The organism is Prosthecobacter sp. (assembly GCF_044222565.1).
Lineage (GTDB): Bacteria > Verrucomicrobiota > Verrucomicrobiia > Verrucomicrobiales > Verrucomicrobiaceae > Prosthecobacter.
In genome coordinates this window covers 523,121-543,675 of the sequence record NZ_JBGANA010000001.1, presented here as the reverse complement: position 1 = coordinate 543,675, position 20,555 = coordinate 523,121, and the positions used below count along the sequence as shown (strand labels likewise).

The following is a 20,555-nucleotide window of genomic DNA, read 5'->3' as shown; positions in this document are numbered from 1 at the left end:
GGGAGATGTAGCATGGGGAAGCGGGAGGGGACGAGAAAAAAGAGAGCCGGTGACAGGGGCGGCTTCCTGAAGAGCCGGGTTTTTGTACCCCAGGGAATCGGAACTCAATACGGCTAGATTGTAGGACAGAGGGTAACGCCGGTGGCTGTGCGGGAAAGGGAGCGCTGTTTTTTAGCAAAGGAATGAAGGAGCAAAGGAATGGCCGGAGATTTTAATCGCAGAGATTTGGGAGTGCGGGGAGGCAGAGATCCGGAGGAAGGTAAACGAAGATTGGGGGCAACGAAGATTTTTCCGGAGAGGAGGGAGGTGACGGAGATGCGGTAGAAAGATTAGGGGTAGAAAAATTTTAGAGGCTGAGTGTGGAACAGTGAACGATGGCGGAGGCTAGGTGGAAGGTTTCTTGATGATGGGCATCAGGCTCGACATTTGGGGGCGGAGCTGTCATTTTTTTGGGATCATGAAACGGGGGGTGATCTTTTTTGCGATGATGCTGAGCGGCGCTGTGGCGCGGGGGCAGACTGCGAAGGAGTTTGTCTCCTGGATGGAGGAGGCGCAGGGGGCGACGCGTTTTGAGGACCGAGTGCGCACGCATGAGCGTGCGCTGGATGCGATTCTCAAGGCGGACATGGTCAAGCTGGAGGCGGCGCTGGTACTTTGGTGCAAAGATGAGGAGCGGGAAATGCGGAATGAATTTGTGGGCCTGGCATGGACGCGACTGGCGCAGATGGATGAGGCACGGGCTTTGCGGGTGATGGAAAATGCGCCGAGGGGTGATCCCTTCAGCGAGGCGGCCAAGAGGGTTTGGGCGGTCATTGCGGCAAAAGATCCTGAGCGTGCCTGCAAAGTTGTGAAGGGCTTTGAAGACAAATGGCTGGCGTGGGATGTCATGCGTGCGGTGGGGGCGGCGTGGTTTCGGAAAAAGGGGCTGGCGACGCTGAAACGGCTGCCAGAGCTTTCTGAGTACATGGCGACGGCGGTGTTTCACGGATGCGTGAGCGAGGCGAAAACGGCGGAAGAAAAGCTGGCGCTGCTGGATCGCTACGCGGGTGATGAGAAGCCGGTGATTGAGGAAAATCACACCAAGTCTCCGAATCTCTGTGAGGAACTGGTGCGCGCCGCTGCGCTGGCCGATCTTTCTGGGACTCGTGCATGGGTCGAGCGACGTTTTCCGCTGGGAACGAAGGCCTTGAACGGTCATAAGCGGGACTATCATGTGGTGCATGCGAGGGATGAGCTGTTCCGCGTATGGGCGGGTTTGAGTCCAACTGCTGCCGCAGAGTGGCTGATGGCTCAGCAGCCCGCAGGGGCGGAGTCTGACGTGCGCAGTGAGATGATCATGGCGGTGTTTGCGATTGCGGGGCCGGATCGTAAGAACATGGCCGCCGCGCTGGAATGGGTGGGAAAACAAACGCGACGGGAGGAACGCATCGCGACGTTGGCGGAATTACTAGATGATGAGCGAGGAGAGGATGCGGTGTGGCGTCAGTCGCGCGAGGTGCTGGCGCATTGGCTTGCAGGCCGGCCCGTGGCTGAGCGTGAAGCCGTCGTGCTGAAGTCGGCGCAAGATTTTATACACCTTCAGAATAAGGAAAATTTCCTCGCCATTATCTTTCCTGAATCAGCCAAATGCCGGGAGATGATCGAACGGATCGAGAAGATCACCAGTCCGCAGCTCGATCCCGAGGTGCTGAGTGGGAGTTCGTTCATGCTGCGTGTGTTTGACCTGCCCATCCGTGACAAGGCATTGGTGGTCAGTGAGGCTGATGCGGGTCGTTGTCGTGAACTTGCGGGTCTGCATGAGATGGCGCGCACCTCCATAGATCCTCTGCGAAGGCGGGAGGGGCTGGAGGCGCTGAAATGGATGAAGGCTGCCACTCCGGCGGAACTGCGGCCGGTTTTGCTCGCCTACCTGAAAGACCACCGCATGGACTGGTTCTCTCAGGATCTGCTCAGCGCGTGGGTGCTGCAGGACTGGCGCGCCTGCGAGGCGTTTGCGATGGGCGCTCCCTTCCCGGTTGCTCAACGCGATGACATGCTCATCCACATCTTTTGCGAGGCTGCGGAGCTGCATCCGGACGCCACGCTGGCGCGGCTGCGTGAGTTGATGCAGAGCAAGGTGCTGGTGCAGGCCGCACTGGACGGCCCCACCAACTTTTCGCGGGTCAGGTGGATGACCTATTACTATGGGACCATGATCACACGGAGTCTGGCGCGAGGTCTTCTAAGTCGGGGAGATATGCATGCGCTTGCTACGATCCAGACGTTGCCGCCGCGGTGGCAGCATACGCCTTTTGACGAGCTCTACAGGAGCTTCACCACGCCCGCATGCGGGCTGGCTTTGCTGGCACATCTGGAAGAGGCTGAGCAGGTGGAAAGGAAGCAGGGAAACGACGGTGGCATTTTTCGGAGTCGTTCTTATCAGATGCCTCAGGTGATCGAGCGTCTGGCATCGATCTCGCCGAAAGATGCGGTGCAATGGATCGAAGGGCGGCCGGAGAGGTTCAAAAACTTTGAGGAAGGGGTGCCGTTCGATGACGTGTGGCACCTCCATGAAGGCTGGAGTCGAATTGATGCAAAAGCTGCGGATGCGTGGATGGAGCGCATGCGACGGGAGCACCCGCTGAGAAAGCCGGAGCCGCCGGTGTCAACAGGGCCTAGCGATTCACGAAGGGCGATGCCGCTTTTGGATGCCGTGCCGCCGTCAAGTCGATGAAGTGACGGAAGCTCTCACACTCCCCGCGGAAATCTCTCACAGCGTGCGGCTGGCGTGATGTAGCTCGGAATTCCGATTCCGAGCTACATCCAGACATGCCCACGTTCGAAGTGATGGGCATGGCACTCTCGGTTTGCTGAAGTTTTTTGAAGTCTTGAAATAGGAGGCACGGCGGTTCGTTGACCGCGATGGCATGTCTCGATTTTTACTTCTCTTCTCCCTGTTAGCTCTGATCGCCAGAGCCGAACCGATCACGCATGTCTATAAAAAGGTGGGGGAACGGGAGCTGAAGCTGACGATTGTGAATCCGCCGGACTGGAAGGCGTCTGATCAGAGGCCGGCGATGGTGTTTTTTCATGGGGGCGGCTGGGTGGGCGGGAAGCCAACGCAGTTTACGGAGCACAGTGACTACCTGGCGACGCGGGGGATGGTCTGCGTGCAGGTGGAGTATCGGCTGATCAAGAAGGGGGACGCGGGTCCGCCGATTGACTGCGTGCATGATGCGAAATCGGCGATGCGCTGGGTGAGGGCGCGTGCGGCGGAGCTGGGGATTGATCCGAAGCGCATTGGGGCCGGAGGCGGGAGCGCGGGCGGGCACCTCGCTGCGTTTGTGGGGATGGTGGAGGGGCTGGATGATCCGCAGGACGATCTCAAAATTTCGCCGAAGGCGAATGCGCTGGCGCTGTTCAATCCGGTTTTTGACAACGGGCCGGACCAGGGCTGGGGCCACGCTCGGGTGGGGGAGCACTACAAGGAGTACTCACCGGCGCACAACATCAGCGCGGATGATCCGCCGACGATCGTGTTTCTCGGGACGCAGGACAAGCTGATCCCGGTGACGGTGGTGGAGCGCTTCAAGGCGGGAATGGAAAAGGCGGGAGTGCGGTGCGAGGCCGTGTTTTATGAAGGGCAGGGGCACGGATTTTTCAATCCTGGAAAAGGGGGCAAGATGCAGTTCTACTACGAGACGCTGCTGGCGACTGACAAGTTCCTGGGTTCGCTGGGATGGCTGAAAGGCGAGCCGACGCTGCAAAAGCCATCGGAGGGGTGATGTGATGGGAGCGGGGGAGGCGAAGGCTCGTTCGAAAGGACAAAAATGACGAAAAGGACAGAAAGGACGCAGCGCTCTAGGAGAGTCGGCACTGCAATGCGACGCTGGGAGGGGTATTTGGCGTCTATTTTGTTCATGCACAGGCCCGGGCGATGTTTGTCGTCATTGACAGCGGGGGGATTCCATCGCTAGACAGGGAAATCACCAACCCATGAACCTGCCGAACAAACTGACCCTCTCACGCCTGATCCTGACGGCGGTGTTTGTGGTGTGTTTTTACATCCCGTGGGCGAACACGGTGTCCGTAGCGCTGCTGGTATTCGGCGCGGCATCGATCACGGATTATTATGACGGCAAGATCGCACGGGCGCGCAACATCGTGACCAACTTCGGCAAGCTGTTTGACCCGCTGGCGGACAAGATCCTTATCGCCGCGGCGTTTGTGCTGCTGTCCGCGGACCAGAACATTCCTGAGGCGGCGCGGATGCCGGCGTGGATCACGATCGTGATATTGTCGCGGGAGTTTTTTGTGACGGGGATCCGGCTGGTGGCGGCAGGGCAGGGAGCGGTGCTGGCAGCGGAGAGGCTGGGGAAGCACAAGATGCTGTGGCAGATCCTGACGGTGATCTATTTCATGATGAGACAGGCTTCGAACGAGCCGATCTGGAGCTTCACTCATGCGGCGTTTACGGCGAATCCGGAAGTGGAGCGGATGGTTGCGGCGGCGCTGGTTTATTTCACGACGCTGCTGACGCTGGTGTCCGGGTTCAGCTATTTCTGGAAGAACCGGCAGTTGTTTAACGATGCCTGAGTGGTTTTTTCATTTCATTCCTCTTCGTCTCATTTCAACCTGCTCTGTTACCGCCATGACTGCTGAAGAACAACTCACCGCCCTGAATCTCACGCTGCCAAGCGCTCCGCCACGCGGGGGAGTGTACAAGCCGGTCGTGATCGTGGGGAACGTGGCGTATGTGTCCGGGCACGGGCCTTATCTGGGAGATGGGAAGTATCTCACGGGCCGGGTGGGAGCGGATCTGGATCTGGATGCGGGCAAGGCTGCGGCAAAGCAGACCGGACTGGCGCTGCTGGCGACGCTGAAAGCGGAGCTGGGCAGCCTGGACCGCGTAAAGCGGGTGGTGAAGCTGCTGGGCATGGTGAACAGCACGCCGGATTTCGGAGAGCACCCGAAGGTGATCAATGGATGCAGCGAGCTGTTTGGTCAGGTCTGGGGCGAGGAATGCGGCATCGGCGCGCGGAGCGCGGTGGGGATGGGATCTCTGCCGGGGAATATCGCGGTGGAAATCGAGGGGATCTTTGAGATTCAATAAAAAGACCCGCGCCGTTTCCAGCGCAGGCCTTTGGTGGAAGTGATACAACGCCGATCAAAACCAGCGGGAGCCGAGGCCGAGGCCGACACCCCAGTTGTAGGGCATGCCGAAGCCGTAGCCGCCGCCCCAAGGACGGTTCGAGTAACTGTGACTGCTCGAAGGGCTGCGGGCATAGTAGGGGCTGCTGTAGAGGCTGTTCGAATAGTACGGGTGGCGCTGGTAGGAAATGGGGTAGATGGGGCAGCGGACCATGGAGCCGGAATAGCCACGGTAGGGGCTGGTGCTGGTGTAATAGGTCGGGGAGGTGTAATAGCGGGAGCCAGCGTTGGTTCCCCGGATGACGTAGAGGTAGTGGTCGCGATTGGAGCCGAGCACGCTTTTGGTGAGCGAGCCAAGCGGGCTGCCATAGGTGGTGCTTTGGTGCCGGAAGATGCCGTGGCCGACGGGCCTGCCCAAACTGTCATATCCATAGGCATACCTGGGGTACTGGCAGGCGGTGAGGGTGAGGGAGAGACCGACGAGGAGAACTACGAGGGGGTGAAGAGAGGGCAGTTTCATGGCGGGCGGGAGATGCGCTGGATTAGCACACGAATTTCACCGCTCTGGCAATGAGGAAAGCTCCGTGGAACACGGGTATAATTTCGTTCAAATCGAGTGGCTCTCAATTTTATGGCCGAACCGCTCTAGAAATCTTTGGATGTCTTAAAATCCAATGACTTGGAAAGGCAGGCTGTCCCTCACCTGCTGGTCAGGCGGAGTGCTCATGAGCTTCTCGAACTGCCGCGCCCATTCGCGAATGGCGAACTTGGCCTGACCTGTGGGGAAGAGCTCCTGAGGGAAGAAGAAAAACAGGGTTTTGGCTTCTTCTTTGTCGGCAAATTCAAAGACGGATTTGCCGGTCTTCGGCTCGGTGAGGACTCCCTGAATGGCAATGGTGCCGCGGGAGGGCTTGCCCAGCACACTGCCCCCGACCATGGGGAGGGTGAAGAGATCGACGGCTTCCCGGACGACGAGGCCGGAATAGGTATTGGGCTCCCATTCGATGATGGAGAGCCGAAGGGTCATGGCGTCCTTGGCTGGGGCATCCACGATGGTGTAGCGGGCCTTTTTGTCGGATTTGAATGCGCGGACGAATTTGTCGTGCGCGTAGGTGAGGAGGCCTTTCATTTTGGCGTCCCGCCGTTTGTTGCTGAACTCCATCTGAGTGAATTTTTGCTTCATAGGACGCAGCTCGTCGGAAACGACGGGGGCGACGTAGAGGGCCTTCACTTTTTCAGCGGCGGAGAGGACTTTTTTGTCGGTGGACCACCAGTTGCCGAGGAATGGGGAGCGCTTACGGTTTTCCTTTAGCTCGCCGCCGTGGGGCAGGAGGCCCGTGGGCTTGACATCCACGGCTGCCACCACGCTTTTGGCGGTGCGGCAGGACATCAACATCCAGGGGAGGAGAAGGAAGAGAGTGAAACGAGTAACCATTTTGAGCGAGGGATTGGGATACGTCTGAGAAACACGACTGGCAAATATTTCATCAACCTCGCGGAGTACAAACTTCCCCGCAGCATTTGCGCCAACCATGGGGGGGTGTTAGCTTTCCGTTCCAGTCGCGTGTTGGACGGCAATTCCGCCGAACACCGCCCGATCTTTTCCTTCCTCCCCTATGGCATGGCTTTCCTCCCTCGGCACCTTCGGTGAAATCCTCCGTTTCATCATCCTCATCCTGGAGGTGATCCTTGTCTTCAACCTGATGATTGTGGTGCACGAGTGGGGGCATTTCCTGGCGGCACGCTGGCGGGGGCTGAAGATCGACAAGTTTTATATCTGGTTTGGCAAGCCCCTGTGGAAGAAGACCATCAACGGGGTGGAGTATGGCCTGGGCAGCATTCCAGCAGGGGGATTTGTGGCGCTGCCGCAGATGGCGCCGATGGGCGGACTCGAGGGAGAAGGCAGCAAGGAAGTGCTGCCGCCGATCACGCCGCTGGACAAGGCGATCGTGGCGTTTGCCGGTCCGCTGTTCAGTTTCCTGCTGGCGTGCACGTTTGCCGTGGCCGTGTGGCAACTGGGCAAGCCGCAGAGCGAGTCCCACACGACGACGATCGTGGGGCATGTGGAGAAGGACAGCCCGGCAAAGGCTGCGGGGATCCTATCCGGGGACAAGATTTTGACGGTGGACGGGCTGCCGGTGAAGCGCTTCGAAGGTCTTGTGGACAGCGTGCGCTGGGGCGTGGTGGCGAGCGAAGGGGACAAGATCCCGTTTGAAGTGGAGCGTCCTGGCCAGGGTGTGCTGAAATTCAGCGTGGATCCGAAGGCCTGGCCGAAGGAAGACAAGAAGGCGGACTCTTCCACCTGGTGGCACTCGATTTTCAAACGGCCGGAGCTGCGTTCGGTGGGGCTGGAAGGCCAGATGATTCCGATGGTGGCGCGTGTGATCAAAAACACACCCGCGGATGAAGGTGGCGTCAAACCGAATGACTTTGTGACGCATGCGGATGACACGCCGCTGCGGAGCATCGCCGATCTGGCGGATTACATTGAAGCGCATCCGAACAAGGAGATCGCCCTCAGCATTGTGCGGGATAAACAGCCGATGAAGCTGAACCTTCTCCCACGCTTTCCGGACAAGACCAACCGCATCAAACCGAAGATGATGATCGGCATCGAGTGGGACAGCGATGGGAAACTCGAACCGACGCATCCGAGTCCGTATGAGCAGATCAGCGACGCGGTGAGGCACATGGGCAACCTAGTTTCCAAGCTGGTGTCTCCCAAGTCTGACCTGAGTCCGGCGCACATGAGCGGGCCGGTGGGGGTGGGCCGACTGTACTACAAGCTCTTTCAGCATCCGGATGGGTGGCGTCTGGTGCTGTGGTTCAGCGTGGTGTTCAACATCAACCTGGCGATTCTGAACATGATGCCGTTTCCCGTGCTGGACGGCGGCCACATCACCATGGCGATCGCCGAGGCGCTGCGCCGGAAGCCGCCGCAGGGCCGCCTGCTGGAGTATGTGCAGAGCGCGTGCGCCTTGATGCTGTTTGGATTCATCATCTTTGTGACGCTGAAGGACACGGGGGACATTTTTGGCGGGGGCAAGCAGCCGAACGATGAGATGAAAAAGATCACGACGGACGGGCTGCCGATCAAGGATGAGTGGCTGCCGAAGGAGCAGCGCGCGGCGAAGTCTGGGAAGGACGCCTAACCACGCCGCCCATGCGCGTCCTCATCCTCGTCGAGAACCTGCCCGTTCCCTTCGACCGACGGGTGTGGCAGGAGGCGTGTGCGCTGAGAGATGCCGGGCATGAGGTCACCGTGATCTGCCCGCAGATGCGGGGCTACACGCAGGCGGAGGAGGTGCTGGAGGGGATACAAATCTACCGGCATTGGATCAGTGGAGAGGCGGGATCGCTGGGCGGATTCATTACTGAATATGCGTCCGCGCTGTGGGGTGAGTTTTGGTGCGCGGTGAAGACGTGGAGGCGGGGGGGATTTGACGTGATCCATCTGTGCAATCCGCCGGACCTGCTGTTTCTGGTGGCGCTGCCATTCAAGCTGCTGGGGGGAGTGAAGGTGATCTTTGACGTGCATGACCTGTGGCCGGAGATGTTTGAGGCGAAGTTTGGAAAACGGGGGCTGATGTATTGGGCGGTGCGAGCGGCGGAGCGGTGCACGCTGGTGCTGGCGAACGTGGTGATCGCGACGAATGAGAGCGTGCTGAGCGCGGTGAAGCTGCGGGGCAGGCTGGGCGATGACCGGGCCTTTGTGGTGCGGACGGCGCCGAGCCGCATGAACACGAGCGCGCCGGCGGAAGAGTCTCTGCGCGCTGGGAAAAAGCATCTGGTGGGATACATCGGCGTGATGGGAAATGCCGATGGGGTGGACTACCTGGTGCGGGCGGCGGAGCACATTGTGAAAACGCGAGGGAGAAGGGATGTGCAGTTTCTGCTGATGGGCTCGGGTCCGGAGCATGCGGAACTGCTGGCGCTGCGCGATCGGCTGGGGCTGCAGGAGCAGGTGAGCATGCCGGGGAGGGTGAGCGATGAGTTTCTCTGCCGGGCGCTGCGCACGATGGATCTGGGGGTGGCATGCGACCCGATCAATGCCTACAACGACCACTGCACGATGAACAAGGTGCTGGAGTACATGGCCTTCGCGAAGCCGATGGTGATGTTTGGCACGGTGGAGGGGCGATTTTCTGCGGGGGAGGGAGCGGTGTATGTGATGGAAAACTCCGCCACGAAGCTGGGCGACGCCATTTTGGAACTGCTGGACGACGAGCCCCGGCGCGCGCGACTGGCGGCGGCGGGACATGCGCGACTGACGCAGGAACTGAACTGGGAACGCAGCGTGGAGCAGCTGGTGGCGGCCTACCGGGCTGCGTAAAAAGGGGGTTCTAGTGAAAATTTTGCCGTATGTCGCTTGGGGCCTTGCTAAAGGTGCTGCTTGGTTCTTAAATCATCTGCATGCCTCCAGAGCATAACAATGGCGGGGAAGCCATTCATTTCGAACCGTTTATTCCGCCCTCGACGGCGGAACTGGATGCGCTGATCCCCGGCTATCAGTTTCTTGAATTCATCGAGCGTGGCGGCATGGGGGCGGTTTACAAGGCGGTGCAGAAGAGTCTCAACCGCCCGGTGGCGGTGAAGCTGCTGCCGCTGGTGCACCGGAACAAGGAGAGCTTTGCGGAAAGGTTCAGGCGGGAGGCGCATGCGCTGGCGAAGCTGAATCATCCGCACATCATTGCGGTGCATGACTTTGGTGAAACGCCGGACGGCCAGATGTACTATGTGATGGAGTATGTCTCAGGCATGGATCTGCAGCATCTGCTGAAACGCAATCCGCCGGAGCCAAAGCAGATTCTGAAGATCATCACGCAGGTGTGCGAGGCGCTGCAGTTTGCGCATGAGCATGGAATTGTTCACCGGGACATCAAGCCGGCGAACATCCTGATCGATGAACGTGGCAATGTGAAGGTGGCGGATTTTGGACTGGCGAAGGTGGTGGGGCCGCAGACGGTGGATTACACGGCGACAGGCATGACGCTGGGGACGCCCGACTACATAGCGCCGGAAGCGCTGGACCAGAGCAAAAACATCGACCACAGGGCGGACATCTACTCACTGGGGGTGATGATCTATGAGCTGTTCACCGGGCATGTGCCGAAAGGGATCTGGGAGCCGCCTTCGATCCGTTCAGGTGCGGACAAGGGGATCGATGCAGTGGTGAGCAAGGCAATGCAAAACAATCCGGAAAAGCGGTACCAGCATGTGCGTGACATGACACAGGTGCTGGAAAAGCTTTTCGAGAAGAGCGACAACTGGAAGAACTTCCGGCGTCCGCCGCGGAGCGAAAATGCCAGCACCACCGACGAAAAGGGAGGCATTCCCACCGATGCGCTGACGCTGCGGCTCCCGACACACGGGGGGCCGAAGCGCCGGCTGGCCTGGGTGGCAGTAGTGGTGACTCTTCTGGGGGCGGGTCTGTTTTTCCTGTGGCACGACGACGGGCTGGCGCAAGCGGAGGCAGCCGGGGAGCAAAAAGCCGTGGCCCCCGCTGCTGCACCGGATCCGGCCCAGATTAAGCTGGCGAAGTGGGTGTTTGACCATGGCGGCTGGGTCAACGTGCAAACACCGAACAGCATCGCCAAGCCGATGGGTGGAGATGCGGACATCGACCGAGTCAGCGCCCTGCCAGCGGGACCTTTCACGATCTGGCGTGTGAATCTTTCCTCGCGACCTATTCCGGATGAAGCCACGCTGGCGGGACTGGTGGAGAACATCCGGGGAGCCGGCACCGTGCTCAACCTCAACCTGCGGGGGCTCGCCTTGCCCGCGTCCGCACTCAAACATTTGTCCACCATTGAGACGATGACGAATCTGGACCTGATGGCCAGCCCGACGGTCACACGGGACGCGATTCCGTACCTGGCCGCGTGCAAGAACCTGACGCTGCTGCGCATCGGGGGATCACAGCTGCCTGTGGATGCGTTCATCGCCGCAGAGCTGCGCACACTGCTGCCAGAGTGCGCGGTCGTGGACACGGATTGACCAGAGGCCGGAAATCATTTCACCACCATACGACATGCCAAACCATACCACCCGAGCCAAACACCCAAGCGGCCAAGCCCATGCCCGTGGCAAGGCCTCCATGAAGAGAGCAGCGAAGGCGAAAGGCTCCGCAGCCGTGGCGAAACCTGGAAGGCAAAAAGCAAGCGCGGCGGTCGGCAAACTCACGGCGCGAGCCCGGACGATGGCCAGGAGTAAAGGGATGGCGAGCTTGATCCAACCTCCGGGCGGATGGCAAAGCGAAACTCCGATGATGGTGGTGGCCAGCGGGGTGACGGCACAGGGCGGAAGCCTGATGATGGAGGCGACACCGCGCAAGGCGCCCGCACCCGTGCGTACCGTCCGCGGCAGAAGGCGCAAGCCACGGCTGCTTTGGATCGGCGATGCGCTGGTGCCAACGGGTTTTGCAACGGTGACGCACTCGATTTTGGAGCATCTTCAGGGCGACTGGGATGTGACGGTGTCCGGCGTGAACTACGACGGCGCGGCGCACGAGCTGCCCTATGACGTGATGCCGGCATGCCAGGGCGGGGACATGTGGGGCATGAACCGTTTTCAGCACCTCTGCGCCGAATTTGATCCCGCGGCGGTGGTCATCAACAACGACTGGTGGAACGTCGCGCGGTTTGCGAAGCTGGCGCCCGCCGGGCTGAGGATGGTGGGATACATGCCGGTGGATGGAGGCAATCTGGATCCAGCCGCGATGGCGGAACTGAACAAGCTGCATGCCGCGGTGTGGTACACGAATTTTGGCTATCGCGAGGCCTGCGCCGCCGGCTTCACGGGGCAGCGGCAGGTGATACCACACGGCATCGACACGAGGATGTTTGAGCCAGGAGACCGCCTGGCGGCACGCCGGGCCCTGGGGCTGAAAGTTCCGGCGGACGCGTTCATCGTGGGAAATGTGAACCGCAACCAGCCGCGCAAACGGCTTGATCTGACGATTCAGATATTCGCCGCATGGATCAAGCAGCACCGCATTGGCAATGCGTACCTGCTGCTGCATTGCGCGCAGAAGGACACGGGGTGGGATCTGCGCCGGGTGGCGGCGTGCTATGGTGTGGCGGACAGGCTGATCCTCACCGGCCCGGAAGACATCCGCGAGATGCAGGACGCTGAACGGTTGAAGTCCGTCTACCATGCGCTCGACATTCAGATGACGACGACGCTGGGGGAGGGCTGGGGTCTTACCACGATGGAGGGGATGGCCTGCGGCGTGCCGCAGATCGTGCCGGATTCCTCCGCGCTGGGAGAGTGGGCGGTGCCTGCGGTGAAAGTACCGTGCTCGCGCACGCTGATCCATCCTGAGATCAACACGCTGGGCGCCCTGGTGGATGAAGCGCCGTTTGTGACATCATTGCAGGGGTTGTATCAAAGCTATGCCGCGCGGAGCCTGCTCGCAGCCCAGGGGCTGGAGCACGTGCGCGGAGCGGCATTCCGCTGGGAAAATGTGGCGCGCCAGTTTCAAGCGCTGCTGGGAACACCGTCGCGGCAATCCAAAAAGAAGATGGCGGAATGCCGTTGATGGCCTGGCGCAGCGCAATCCATGAAGATCGCATTCGTCGGTGCATCGGGTTACGGGAATGTCGGAGACGACACCTATCCGCTGGTCTTCGCGCAGCAGCTGCCGGAGCACGAAGTGGTGGTCTATAACTCGGATCTTCCAGACCGGCTGCCGGAGGATGTGGGCATGGTGGTCATCGGTGGCGGGGGAGTGCTGCATAATGTGGGGGCGGAGCCGGAGGATGCTGAGTCACCGCATCTGCGCTGCATGAAGTTCTACATGGACGCGGCGATTGAGCGGGGCATTCCGTGGGGCTTTTTGTCCTGTGGGTTTCAGTTTCAGGTGCATCGGGATGGAGCGTATGCGGCGGCGTTGAAACCCTGGGTGCCGTATTTGAAGGGGGCGTCTTTCATCACGCTGCGATCACGCGAATGTGTGAGGATCGCGGGGGAGATCAGCGGAAGAACGGATGCGGAGTTTTATCCTGATGCGGCTTATCTTTATCGTCCTGCGTTGGCGGCGGATCAGAATGGGAGTGTGACGATTGTGCCCGCAGGGCTTGTCAATCCGCGCAATGTGCTGATCAATCATTACCTGCGCCAGTTTGCGGCGAGTGACGCGCCGGTGTGCTGGCTAAGCATGGGTGCGCGGGTGGATGACGGGTGGATGCTGGAGGAGGTGGCGACGCGTTTTCCTGAGGCAAGGATCGTGGAGTGTGTGAGCCCGGAGGTGGCGTTTCGGCAAATTTCGGCCTCCAGATTTGTCATCACCGGACGCTACCATGGCATGGTATTCGCGCGCAGCAGCAGGGTGCCGTTCATCACACCGGTGGATGTGCCTTACAAGCTGAGGCATGAGGATTATGCCGTGCCGATGGCGGATGCGGCCGGTCATTTCGAGGTGCTGCGGCGGATTATCCGCGGCTGAGCGATCACCAGCGCTGGAGGAAGGCGGCCACTTCGGTGGTGTCCACGTGAGGGAATTCGCGGCCCAAGGTGTTTTCGCGATCCATGCCGAAGGCGTAGCCGGTGCGTTGCACCACATCGTGGTAGTTTACAGGGTAAAAGACCGCCACGGGCTTGTGCTCAAACCACGCGGCCTGCTGGAGGCTGGACCAGCTGCCGATGTAGGCGCGGCAGGTTTTGATGAGGTTCAGCGTGGCGGGGACGGTCAGGCCGTCGAGGACGGTGATGTTGCCGCCGGCAAAATGGCGGGCATCCTCGTCGCCATGGATGATTTTGCCGCCGCCTCCGGGGCGGAAGTAGCTGCGCGTGACGATGAAAACCTGATAGGGCAGGGTGCGCAGCATCTGCACCGTGGAGTCGATCAAGTCGGTCGGCAGGGAGCGGTAGGAGGCATTGCCGGCGAAGGGTTGGAAGATGATGTGGCCGGTGGAGGCGATATCATCCGGCGCGTCAAATATGGGGACGTGGCCGTTTGCGCTGCCACGGATGAGATTGGCATAGTCCAGGCCGGCGAACTGGCAGAGGGCGCGGTTGATGTCCGGGCCGCGCAGGCCGGAGGCGAGGAATTCCTCGTACTTGTGCGCGAGATCGTAGAGGATGAAGTTTTTGGCGTTGCGATGGTGGCGGAAGATCTCCATCGCGAAGGGGTTGTGAGAGGCCACGATGACCGGGACGGGTTCCGTGGTCTCACTGAGAGTGCGGTAACTCGCGGTTTCATAAATGACGCGGATGACGTCGCCGAGACCTGCGCAATAAAGTGCCACCTTCATTTTTGTATCAAACGTGCGGGTGGCTTCGTTGACAAGCCGCATCTCACCCCAACCTTTCTCTCATGAAGATCCTCGCTTCCTTTCTGCTGCTGTCCCTGTCCGCTCAGGCGGCCATCACGCTGCCCGCCATTTTTTCTGATCACATGGTGCTGCAAAGCGGCAAGCCGGTGCCGGTTTGGGGCACGGCGGGAGCGGGGGAGGAGGTGACCGTGGCGATCGCGGGGCAAAAGAAGACGGCGAAGGCGGATGCGAGCGGCAAGTGGTCGCTCAAGCTGGATGCGCTGAAGGTGACTGCGGAGCCGCAGACGCTGACGATTGACGACAAGACGATCAACGATGTGCTGATTGGCGAGGTGTGGCTTGGCTCAGGACAGTCGAACATGGGGCTGCAGGTGCAGGGGGCCGATGACTATGAGGGAAGCAAGGCGGCGGCGAACACACCGCTGATCCGGGTGTTTACGGAGAGCAGCGGGGCCTCGCCCACAGCACAGACGCAGGGCAAGGGCTCCTGGGTGCTCTGCGCTCCTGACACGGTGGGGCGCTTTTCCGCCACGTTGTATTTCTTTGGGCGCAATCTTTACCAGGAGTTCAAGCAGCCGCTGGGACTGATCAACTCCTCCGTGGGCGGCACGCCGATCGAGTCGTGGATCAGCCCGGAGGCGCAGCATGCGAGCGCGGAGCTGAAGCCTTTCTTTGAAGCCGTGAAGAAGGAGAGTGCGGATTTTGACGAAGCGAAGGTCAAGGCGGGCTACGAGCGCCAGGTGAAGAAGTGGGCCGAGGAGGCGAAGAAGGCCAAGGCCGAAGGGAAGGCTGCGCCGCGCAAGCCGCGTGATCCCATCGAGACCCGTCAGCGCAAAGGCGATGTCGGCGGGCTGTTTAATGGCAAGATCGCGCCGCTGATCCCTTATGCGATCCGTGGAGCGATATGGTATCAGGGTGAGGCGAACAGCAATGGTGCGAAGCCGCCGTTTTACCAGGCGCAGCTCACGCTGCTGGCGAAGGACTGGCGCACGCGCTGGGATGATGAGTTTCCCTTTGCGTGGGTGCAGTTGCCGAACTTCACCAAGCCCGGCGAAGGCTGGCCGATCGTGCGCGAGCAGATGCTGAACGCGCTGAGCACGATTCCGAAGAGCGGTATGGCCATCACGCTTGACATCGGCATGCCGAAGAACATTCATCCGACGAACAAACAGGAAGTGGGCCGTCGCCTCGCGCAATGGGCGCTGGGTGCGGTTTATCACAAGGAGGTCGCCGACACTTCAGGGCCGCTGATCGACAAAGCCACGGTGAAGGGCGGAGCCATGGTGCTGACCTTCACGCATGCGAAGGGGCTGACGGCGAAGGGCGAACTTGCTGAATTTGAAATCGCCGGGGCGGATGGACAATGGCAGGCGGCGGAGGCGAGGATCGAGGGGGAGACGGTGGTGGTGTCGAGCGAGGCTGTGGCTGAGCCGAAGCAGGTGCGGTATGCGTGGAAGGACAATCCGAAGGCGACGCTTTATAATGGTGCGGGGATTCCGGCGTCGCCGTTTCGGAAGTGATGAGGTGGCGTTGTGGGGTGCTGTTTGGAGGATTGACAGCTTCTGTGCTTCGCAGAGATACTCCGTTTCCGCATGACCTCTGGAGCTGCCTTCCATTCTCTAAGACTCCTGTTGTGTGCTGCTATGCTGGCAGCTCCTGCTTTTGCTTCTGAAGCTGAGGATCAGTTGAAGGCCATCAAGAAGGAGCTGCCGTTTGTCACAACGTGGGAATTTCTCCTGAACTGCCAGCCGCAGGATTACAACTACAACAGTCAGATCAAAGCCGCATGGGACACCCTCCAGAAGCTTCGTTCGGCCTCTTTTGAAAGCACCGAACTGGTCCGGCTTTCTGGGCACCAGGACGCAGACATTCGCCTGCTGGCATTGCTGGCGCTTGTGGCCAAAGAGACGACGGACTTTGTGCCTGTGAGCATCAGGCTTGTGGATGATTTCTCTCCCACCCTCCCGGCCTTGTCGGAGAGGGATTGGCCCAATAAAAAAATCAGAACCAGTCCGCAAACTGTTGCTGAAGTGGCGCGGCACTGCCTGAGGCTGGTGGGGTGGGATTTCAAGGGTGGTGCCAATGACAAAGCGGACTTCGAGCCGGATGCGGAAACCTGGTGGAAGCTCAGGAAGTCGAATGGAGACTGGCTAGGCTGGTATGAATTTTTATACCGGCGCGCAACCAACGGTGTTTCCCCGGTGCAGAAGGAAGCGAAGCCGGCGGTGAAAAAATTCAGGGACAAAGTGGACCGCCTTCCGCCCAAAACCCGTGCCTGGCTGCTGCTCTATCTTGCAGATGACATCTTCATGTCCAGCGGACTGTGGCAGGACTGGTATGCCACCGAGCAGGAAATGATCAGCGCCGTGCGTGAACTTGGGGCCCCGGCATTGGTGGAGTTTCTTCAGACGGGTCGCAGACAAGGGCTGAAGGAGACGGCCATCGATGATCCGAAGAAGGGAGCTAGATTCATCAGCACCTATGCCAGGCATTTTTTCGCGCCTGCCAATGCAGATGATTTGATCGCCTTGAAACAATACACGGCCGCCATGGATGCAGATCCAAGCCGGGCAAGACAGATCAAGGACCTGGCCTTCCAGCATTACAGTCAGAAATACGACAGCTGGGAACGTGCAAAGGTGATGGCGACGCTGGCAGATTTCGGGGATGAAGCAGATCGGGCTGTGGTCGCAGTATGGTTTTATACAGAGCTGAATGACACAGGCGGTTCGTCAGCTCAGTCGGTGTTTATCAAAAGGCTGGATCAGCGCAGACCACTTCAGGCAAAGGAAATCGTCAAGCTTCTGGTGAGCGATCCGTCGTTTGATCGCCTGCGCCCGATGGATGTGCTCTACCTGGCTTTTTTCCTGGAGAAAGTGGCGCAGGATTTTTCCTTCGATCACAATTGGAGAGACGAGAAGGCGGACGAGCTTCGTGCTTTGTTGAAAAACTATTTCAAGATCGGCTTTGCCGCGGTTGCGGAACTGAAGATGCCCGGACGATTTCTGGAAAAGCCGGAGTGGGCAGTTGAACTGAACGGTCTGGGAAACAGTCTGGTTCTTCAGCCAGGTGGCTCATTGCTGGCCGTGGGAATGACCGCCGAAGATGGCGGTGTGCGTGTGCTGGATGCGGGGGATGGAAAGGAAAAGCAGCGCATTGCCGAGCACGGACGGTATTTGAACGTGTTCTTCACTCCGGACGGCAGCAAGCTGCTGTTCCATTCCTCAAGAACCATCCATGAAATCCGGGTCTGGGATGCGGCGAGCGGGGAGGAGTCCTGGCAGGCGGTTGCCCCGCAGTCCCGTTTTCAAGTCGCCGCAGACAAGCCGTTTGGATTGTTCGAAGGAGACAGCAACCATGACCGGTTCTTCTGGGTGGACCTGGCTACTTTTAAAACCGTTTGGTCACGTGATCATGAGCGCAACCGCCGAAGAAAAACGGCCCTCTCGCCAGATGCGAAGTGGATCGCGCTGGTGGATGAAGAGTTTAAAACCATCCAGTTGCTCGACTCCAGCAAAGAGGCGGAGGTGGTCACAGAGTTTGCCGGTCATGCATCGTACCCGGCCAAGTTTGTATTTTCGCCGGACTCCACGCGGCTCATTTCGGTGGCGGAGGATGAGCGTGTCATCCTGTGGGATGTGACCGCGAAGCGCATGCAGTCGATGTTTCGCGGCAGCGGTCTACGGTTCGGTCCGGTTGGCTTCACCGCTGATTCCCAGGCATTCTTTGTTAACTCGGGGTTTTACTCTCTCGGTGTTTACTCCATGGACGGGACTCCCCGTTTTGGGATCAAGTGTTCGGGACACCGGATGGAGAAGGTGGTCCCATCTCGTGATGGTCAGTTCCTTTTCATCCTGGTTCAGCATGCAGGCCCGTCCATGGGAGGTACGGCGGACAAAAGCCGCATTGAGTGCTGGCGGCTGAAGTAGGCGGTAATTTTCCCTGCGGCGGCGGAACACGACTTCCGCGCCCCGCAGGGAATTGATCCAACCTAATTCAGATCAAAACTTCAGGCTGCCGCCGACGTAAAAGTTGCGGCCATAGGCGGGGATGATGCCGCTGCTGTTGACGAGGGAGTAATAGTGCTTGTCGAAGACGTTGTTGAGGCCGGCCATGACAGAGAAGTTTTTACCAATGGGGGCTTCGGCGGTGAGATCCCAGGTGGTGTAGGCAGGGATGTCGAAACGGGCGTCGGCGTTGTCGGTGCCGTTGTGGCGGGCCATCAAGGTGCCGAGGAAGGCGATCTTCAGGCCGCTCTGGCGTTTGTAGATGACACCGGTGCGGATGATGTAGGGCGGTGCGTATTGCGGGGTGCCGCCGTTGTTCACGCCGCCAGAGAGGCGGGCTTCGAGCAGGGAGACGTTGCCGTAGAGATTGAGGGCACCGAGGCGCTCGCCACGATGAGTGCCGTTGAGGGCATCGAGTCCGCCGATGACGTCGAACTGTGCGGCGCCTTCCCAGCCGTAATTGATGCTACGGCCGACACTCTGGATGTTCACGCCGGCGGTGCCGAGCTTGTCATCGAGATCCACGAGGAAGAAGGAGGTGTCATAGCTGAACCAGGGCTTGGGATTGCCACGGAGGCCGAGTTCATAGCTCCAGCCCTGGGATGGGGCGACATCGCTGGCCGTGCCACCTGCGGCGGGGATGAGCGACTGGCCGAAGGTGGTGGCACGGTAGCTCTGGGAGATGTTGGCATAGACGGCGGACTGGTGGCCGAGGTCATAGGAGAGGCCGAGGCCGAAGAGCGGCTGCTTGTCGAACTTGCTGGCATCCCGCTGAGTGTTGACGACACCGATGTTTTTGACGGTGATGTTTTGGTTGACCAGCTCCATGCGGAAGCCGGGAGTGATGGTGAAGCGGCCGAAGGTGAACTTGTTTTCGACGAAGAAGGAGCCGTAGATCACATCACGGGAGGCGACAGTGTTGACGGTGCCGATGTTGTCCGTGGGAAAGGCTCCGGTGGCATCCTTGCGGGGGGAATGGCACATGTAGAACTGCATGCCTGCGGCGAGGGAGTGCTCGCCGCCCCAGAGTTCGTAATCGTGGCGGATGCGGGGCTCGATACCCCAATTGTAGAACTGCTGGTGCTGGATGGCGGTGGTGGGGGCGGTGACGGTGCCAAAGCCGCCCGTCTGACGGTTGCTCCAGCGGTCGTAGGCACCGGCCCAGGTTTTCACGCTGAGTTCTGTCTTGCTGGAAAATTTGTGCTGGAGTTCGGCGCTGGCGACGACGCGGCTGAGGTGAAAGCGGTCGGTGAGGCGCACGGTTTGATTGCGGTCGGCGTTGTAGGCCACGGCGGTGAGGCCGCCGGGTTCGCCATGGCGGTCAGAGCCAGCATCGAGGGAAAAGATCCAGCGTGTGTCGGTGGCCTGCTGGTAGATGAGCTTCAAGCGGCCGCCATCCACGTTGAAGTCGCTGTTGGCTCTGCGGAAGCCGGTGCCGGAGCGGTGATTGAACCAGCCGTACCAGCTCCATTTGCCAGCGCTGCCTTCGATGGAGGTGAAGGTGGAGTAGAGGTCGTTGCTGCCAAAGATGTGCTTGGTCTGCATGCCAAAGAGACGGTCAGTGCGAGGCATGGAGGAGACGTAGTTCATGGCGCCGGCCGGCTGCGGGCCGTAGAGCAGGGAGGCACCGCCACGGACGAAGTCGATGCGCTGAGTGGACTCCAGCGGCGGGGTCCAGTAGGACTCGGGGTAGCCCTGAGGGTCTGCGGCGATGGGGATGCCATCCTGCAGCATCATGAAATACTGGGCACGGTCTGGCGAGCCGATCCCACGATAGCCAAGGCTGACCAGCGGGGTGCTTTCCTCGGCAGTGATCAGGCCGGGCGTCATGGCAAAGGCCTGGCTGTAGTTGTTTGCCTGTACCTGAGGGAGCGCCTGGATGTTCAGAGAGCTCGCTTTTTTGCCAGCGTAGATCTTGGTGCCTTCGACGGGAGGAAGGTAGGGAATGATGACCTGCGGCTCACGCTCGGCTTCTGCGGTGATGGTGATTTCAGGAAGCTGCTCGGCGATTTGTCTGGCCGTTTGGGAACGACTATGAGAGGCCAGTGCCAGGAAAAGGATGGCGGAAGCGCCGATGATCGGTCCGGTGGAAAGGCGGATGAGAGGAGCGAAAGTCGATGGCATGAGAGTGTTGATACTGAGA

At 59.9% G+C, this 20,555-nt stretch carries 15 protein-coding genes; 11 read left to right on the top strand and 4 right to left on the bottom strand.

Annotated elements, in window-relative coordinates; translation table 11 throughout:
- The first annotated feature begins 457 nt into the window (after positions 1-457).
- From ACILSR_RS02160 to ACILSR_RS02145, 4 genes are all read left to right on the top strand, one after another.
- The gene (locus ACILSR_RS02160) at positions 458-2,713 is read left to right on the top strand and encodes a hypothetical protein (protein ID WP_395748076.1); all 2,256 of its coding nucleotides are present in this window, start codon (positions 458-460) and stop codon (positions 2,711-2,713) included.
- A 193-nt stretch (positions 2,714-2,906) separates the two neighbouring features.
- Positions 2,907-3,764, top strand: a complete 858-nt coding sequence (locus ACILSR_RS02155; protein WP_395748075.1) for an alpha/beta hydrolase — start codon at positions 2,907-2,909, stop codon at positions 3,762-3,764.
- A gap of 211 nt (positions 3,765-3,975) precedes the next feature.
- On the top strand, positions 3,976-4,575 hold the full coding sequence (gene pgsA / locus ACILSR_RS02150; protein ID WP_395748074.1) for a CDP-diacylglycerol--glycerol-3-phosphate 3-phosphatidyltransferase: 600 nt from the start codon (positions 3,976-3,978) through the stop codon (positions 4,573-4,575).
- 55 nt (positions 4,576-4,630) lie between these two features.
- Positions 4,631-5,092 carry a RidA family protein gene (locus ACILSR_RS02145; RefSeq protein ID WP_395748073.1) on the top strand — a complete coding sequence of 154 codons (462 nt, stop codon included), beginning with the start codon at positions 4,631-4,633 and terminating at the stop codon, positions 5,090-5,092.
- A gap of 54 nt (positions 5,093-5,146) precedes the next feature.
- On the opposite strand, the gene ACILSR_RS02140 is transcribed toward ACILSR_RS02145, so the two are convergent.
- Together ACILSR_RS02140 and ACILSR_RS02135 are read right to left on the bottom strand one after the other, a co-directional pair.
- Entirely contained in the window at positions 5,147-5,650 is a 504-nt protein-coding gene (locus tag ACILSR_RS02140; RefSeq protein ID WP_395748072.1) for a hypothetical protein, read from the bottom strand.
- A 144-nt stretch (positions 5,651-5,794) separates the two neighbouring features.
- The gene (locus ACILSR_RS02135; protein ID WP_395748071.1) at positions 5,795-6,664 is read right to left on the bottom strand and encodes a DUF3313 family protein; all 870 of its coding nucleotides are present in this window, start codon (positions 6,662-6,664) and stop codon (positions 5,795-5,797) included.
- 82 nt (positions 6,665-6,746) lie between these two features.
- On the opposite strand from ACILSR_RS02135, the gene rseP reads away from it, so the two are divergent.
- From rseP to ACILSR_RS02110, 5 genes are all read left to right on the top strand, one after another.
- Positions 6,747-8,282, top strand: coding sequence for an RIP metalloprotease RseP (gene rseP, locus ACILSR_RS02130; RefSeq protein ID WP_395748070.1), 1,536 nt, complete (start codon positions 6,747-6,749; stop codon positions 8,280-8,282).
- An 11-nt stretch (positions 8,283-8,293) separates the two neighbouring features.
- Positions 8,294-9,463 (top strand): glycosyltransferase family 4 protein, encoded by a 1,170-nt coding sequence (locus tag ACILSR_RS02125; protein ID WP_395748069.1) that lies wholly within the window; start codon positions 8,294-8,296, stop codon positions 9,461-9,463.
- Positions 9,464-9,543: 80 nt separating this feature from the next.
- Entirely contained in the window at positions 9,544-11,127 is a 1,584-nt protein-coding gene (locus ACILSR_RS02120) for a serine/threonine-protein kinase (RefSeq protein ID WP_395748068.1), read from the top strand.
- Between the two features lie 229 nt (positions 11,128-11,356).
- Entirely contained in the window at positions 11,357-12,670 is a 1,314-nt protein-coding gene (locus tag ACILSR_RS02115) for a glycosyltransferase family 4 protein (protein WP_395748067.1), read from the top strand.
- Between the two features lie 21 nt (positions 12,671-12,691).
- On the top strand, positions 12,692-13,576 hold the full coding sequence (locus tag ACILSR_RS02110) for a polysaccharide pyruvyl transferase family protein (protein ID WP_395748066.1): 885 nt from the start codon (positions 12,692-12,694) through the stop codon (positions 13,574-13,576).
- A 4-nt stretch (positions 13,577-13,580) separates the two neighbouring features.
- Here the strand turns inward: ACILSR_RS02110 and ACILSR_RS02105 are convergent, their stop codons facing one another.
- Positions 13,581-14,384: a hypothetical protein gene (locus ACILSR_RS02105; protein ID WP_395748065.1), complete on the bottom strand. Its 804-nt coding sequence runs from the start codon at positions 14,382-14,384 to the stop codon at positions 13,581-13,583.
- Between the two features lie 62 nt (positions 14,385-14,446).
- On the opposite strand from ACILSR_RS02105, the gene ACILSR_RS02100 reads away from it, so the two are divergent.
- Entirely contained in the window at positions 14,447-15,925 is a 1,479-nt protein-coding gene (locus tag ACILSR_RS02100; RefSeq protein ID WP_395748064.1) for a sialate O-acetylesterase, read from the top strand.
- Between the two features lie 165 nt (positions 15,926-16,090).
- A complete protein-coding gene (locus ACILSR_RS02095) occupies positions 16,091-18,334 on the top strand; it encodes a WD40 repeat domain-containing protein (protein WP_395748063.1) in 2,244 nt (747 codons plus the stop codon).
- Positions 18,335-18,406: 72 nt separating this feature from the next.
- Here the strand turns inward: ACILSR_RS02095 and ACILSR_RS02090 are convergent, their stop codons facing one another.
- Positions 18,407-20,536, bottom strand: a complete 2,130-nt coding sequence (locus tag ACILSR_RS02090; RefSeq protein ID WP_395748062.1) for a TonB-dependent receptor family protein — start codon at positions 20,534-20,536, stop codon at positions 18,407-18,409.
- Between the last annotated feature and the right edge of the window lie 19 nt (positions 20,537-20,555).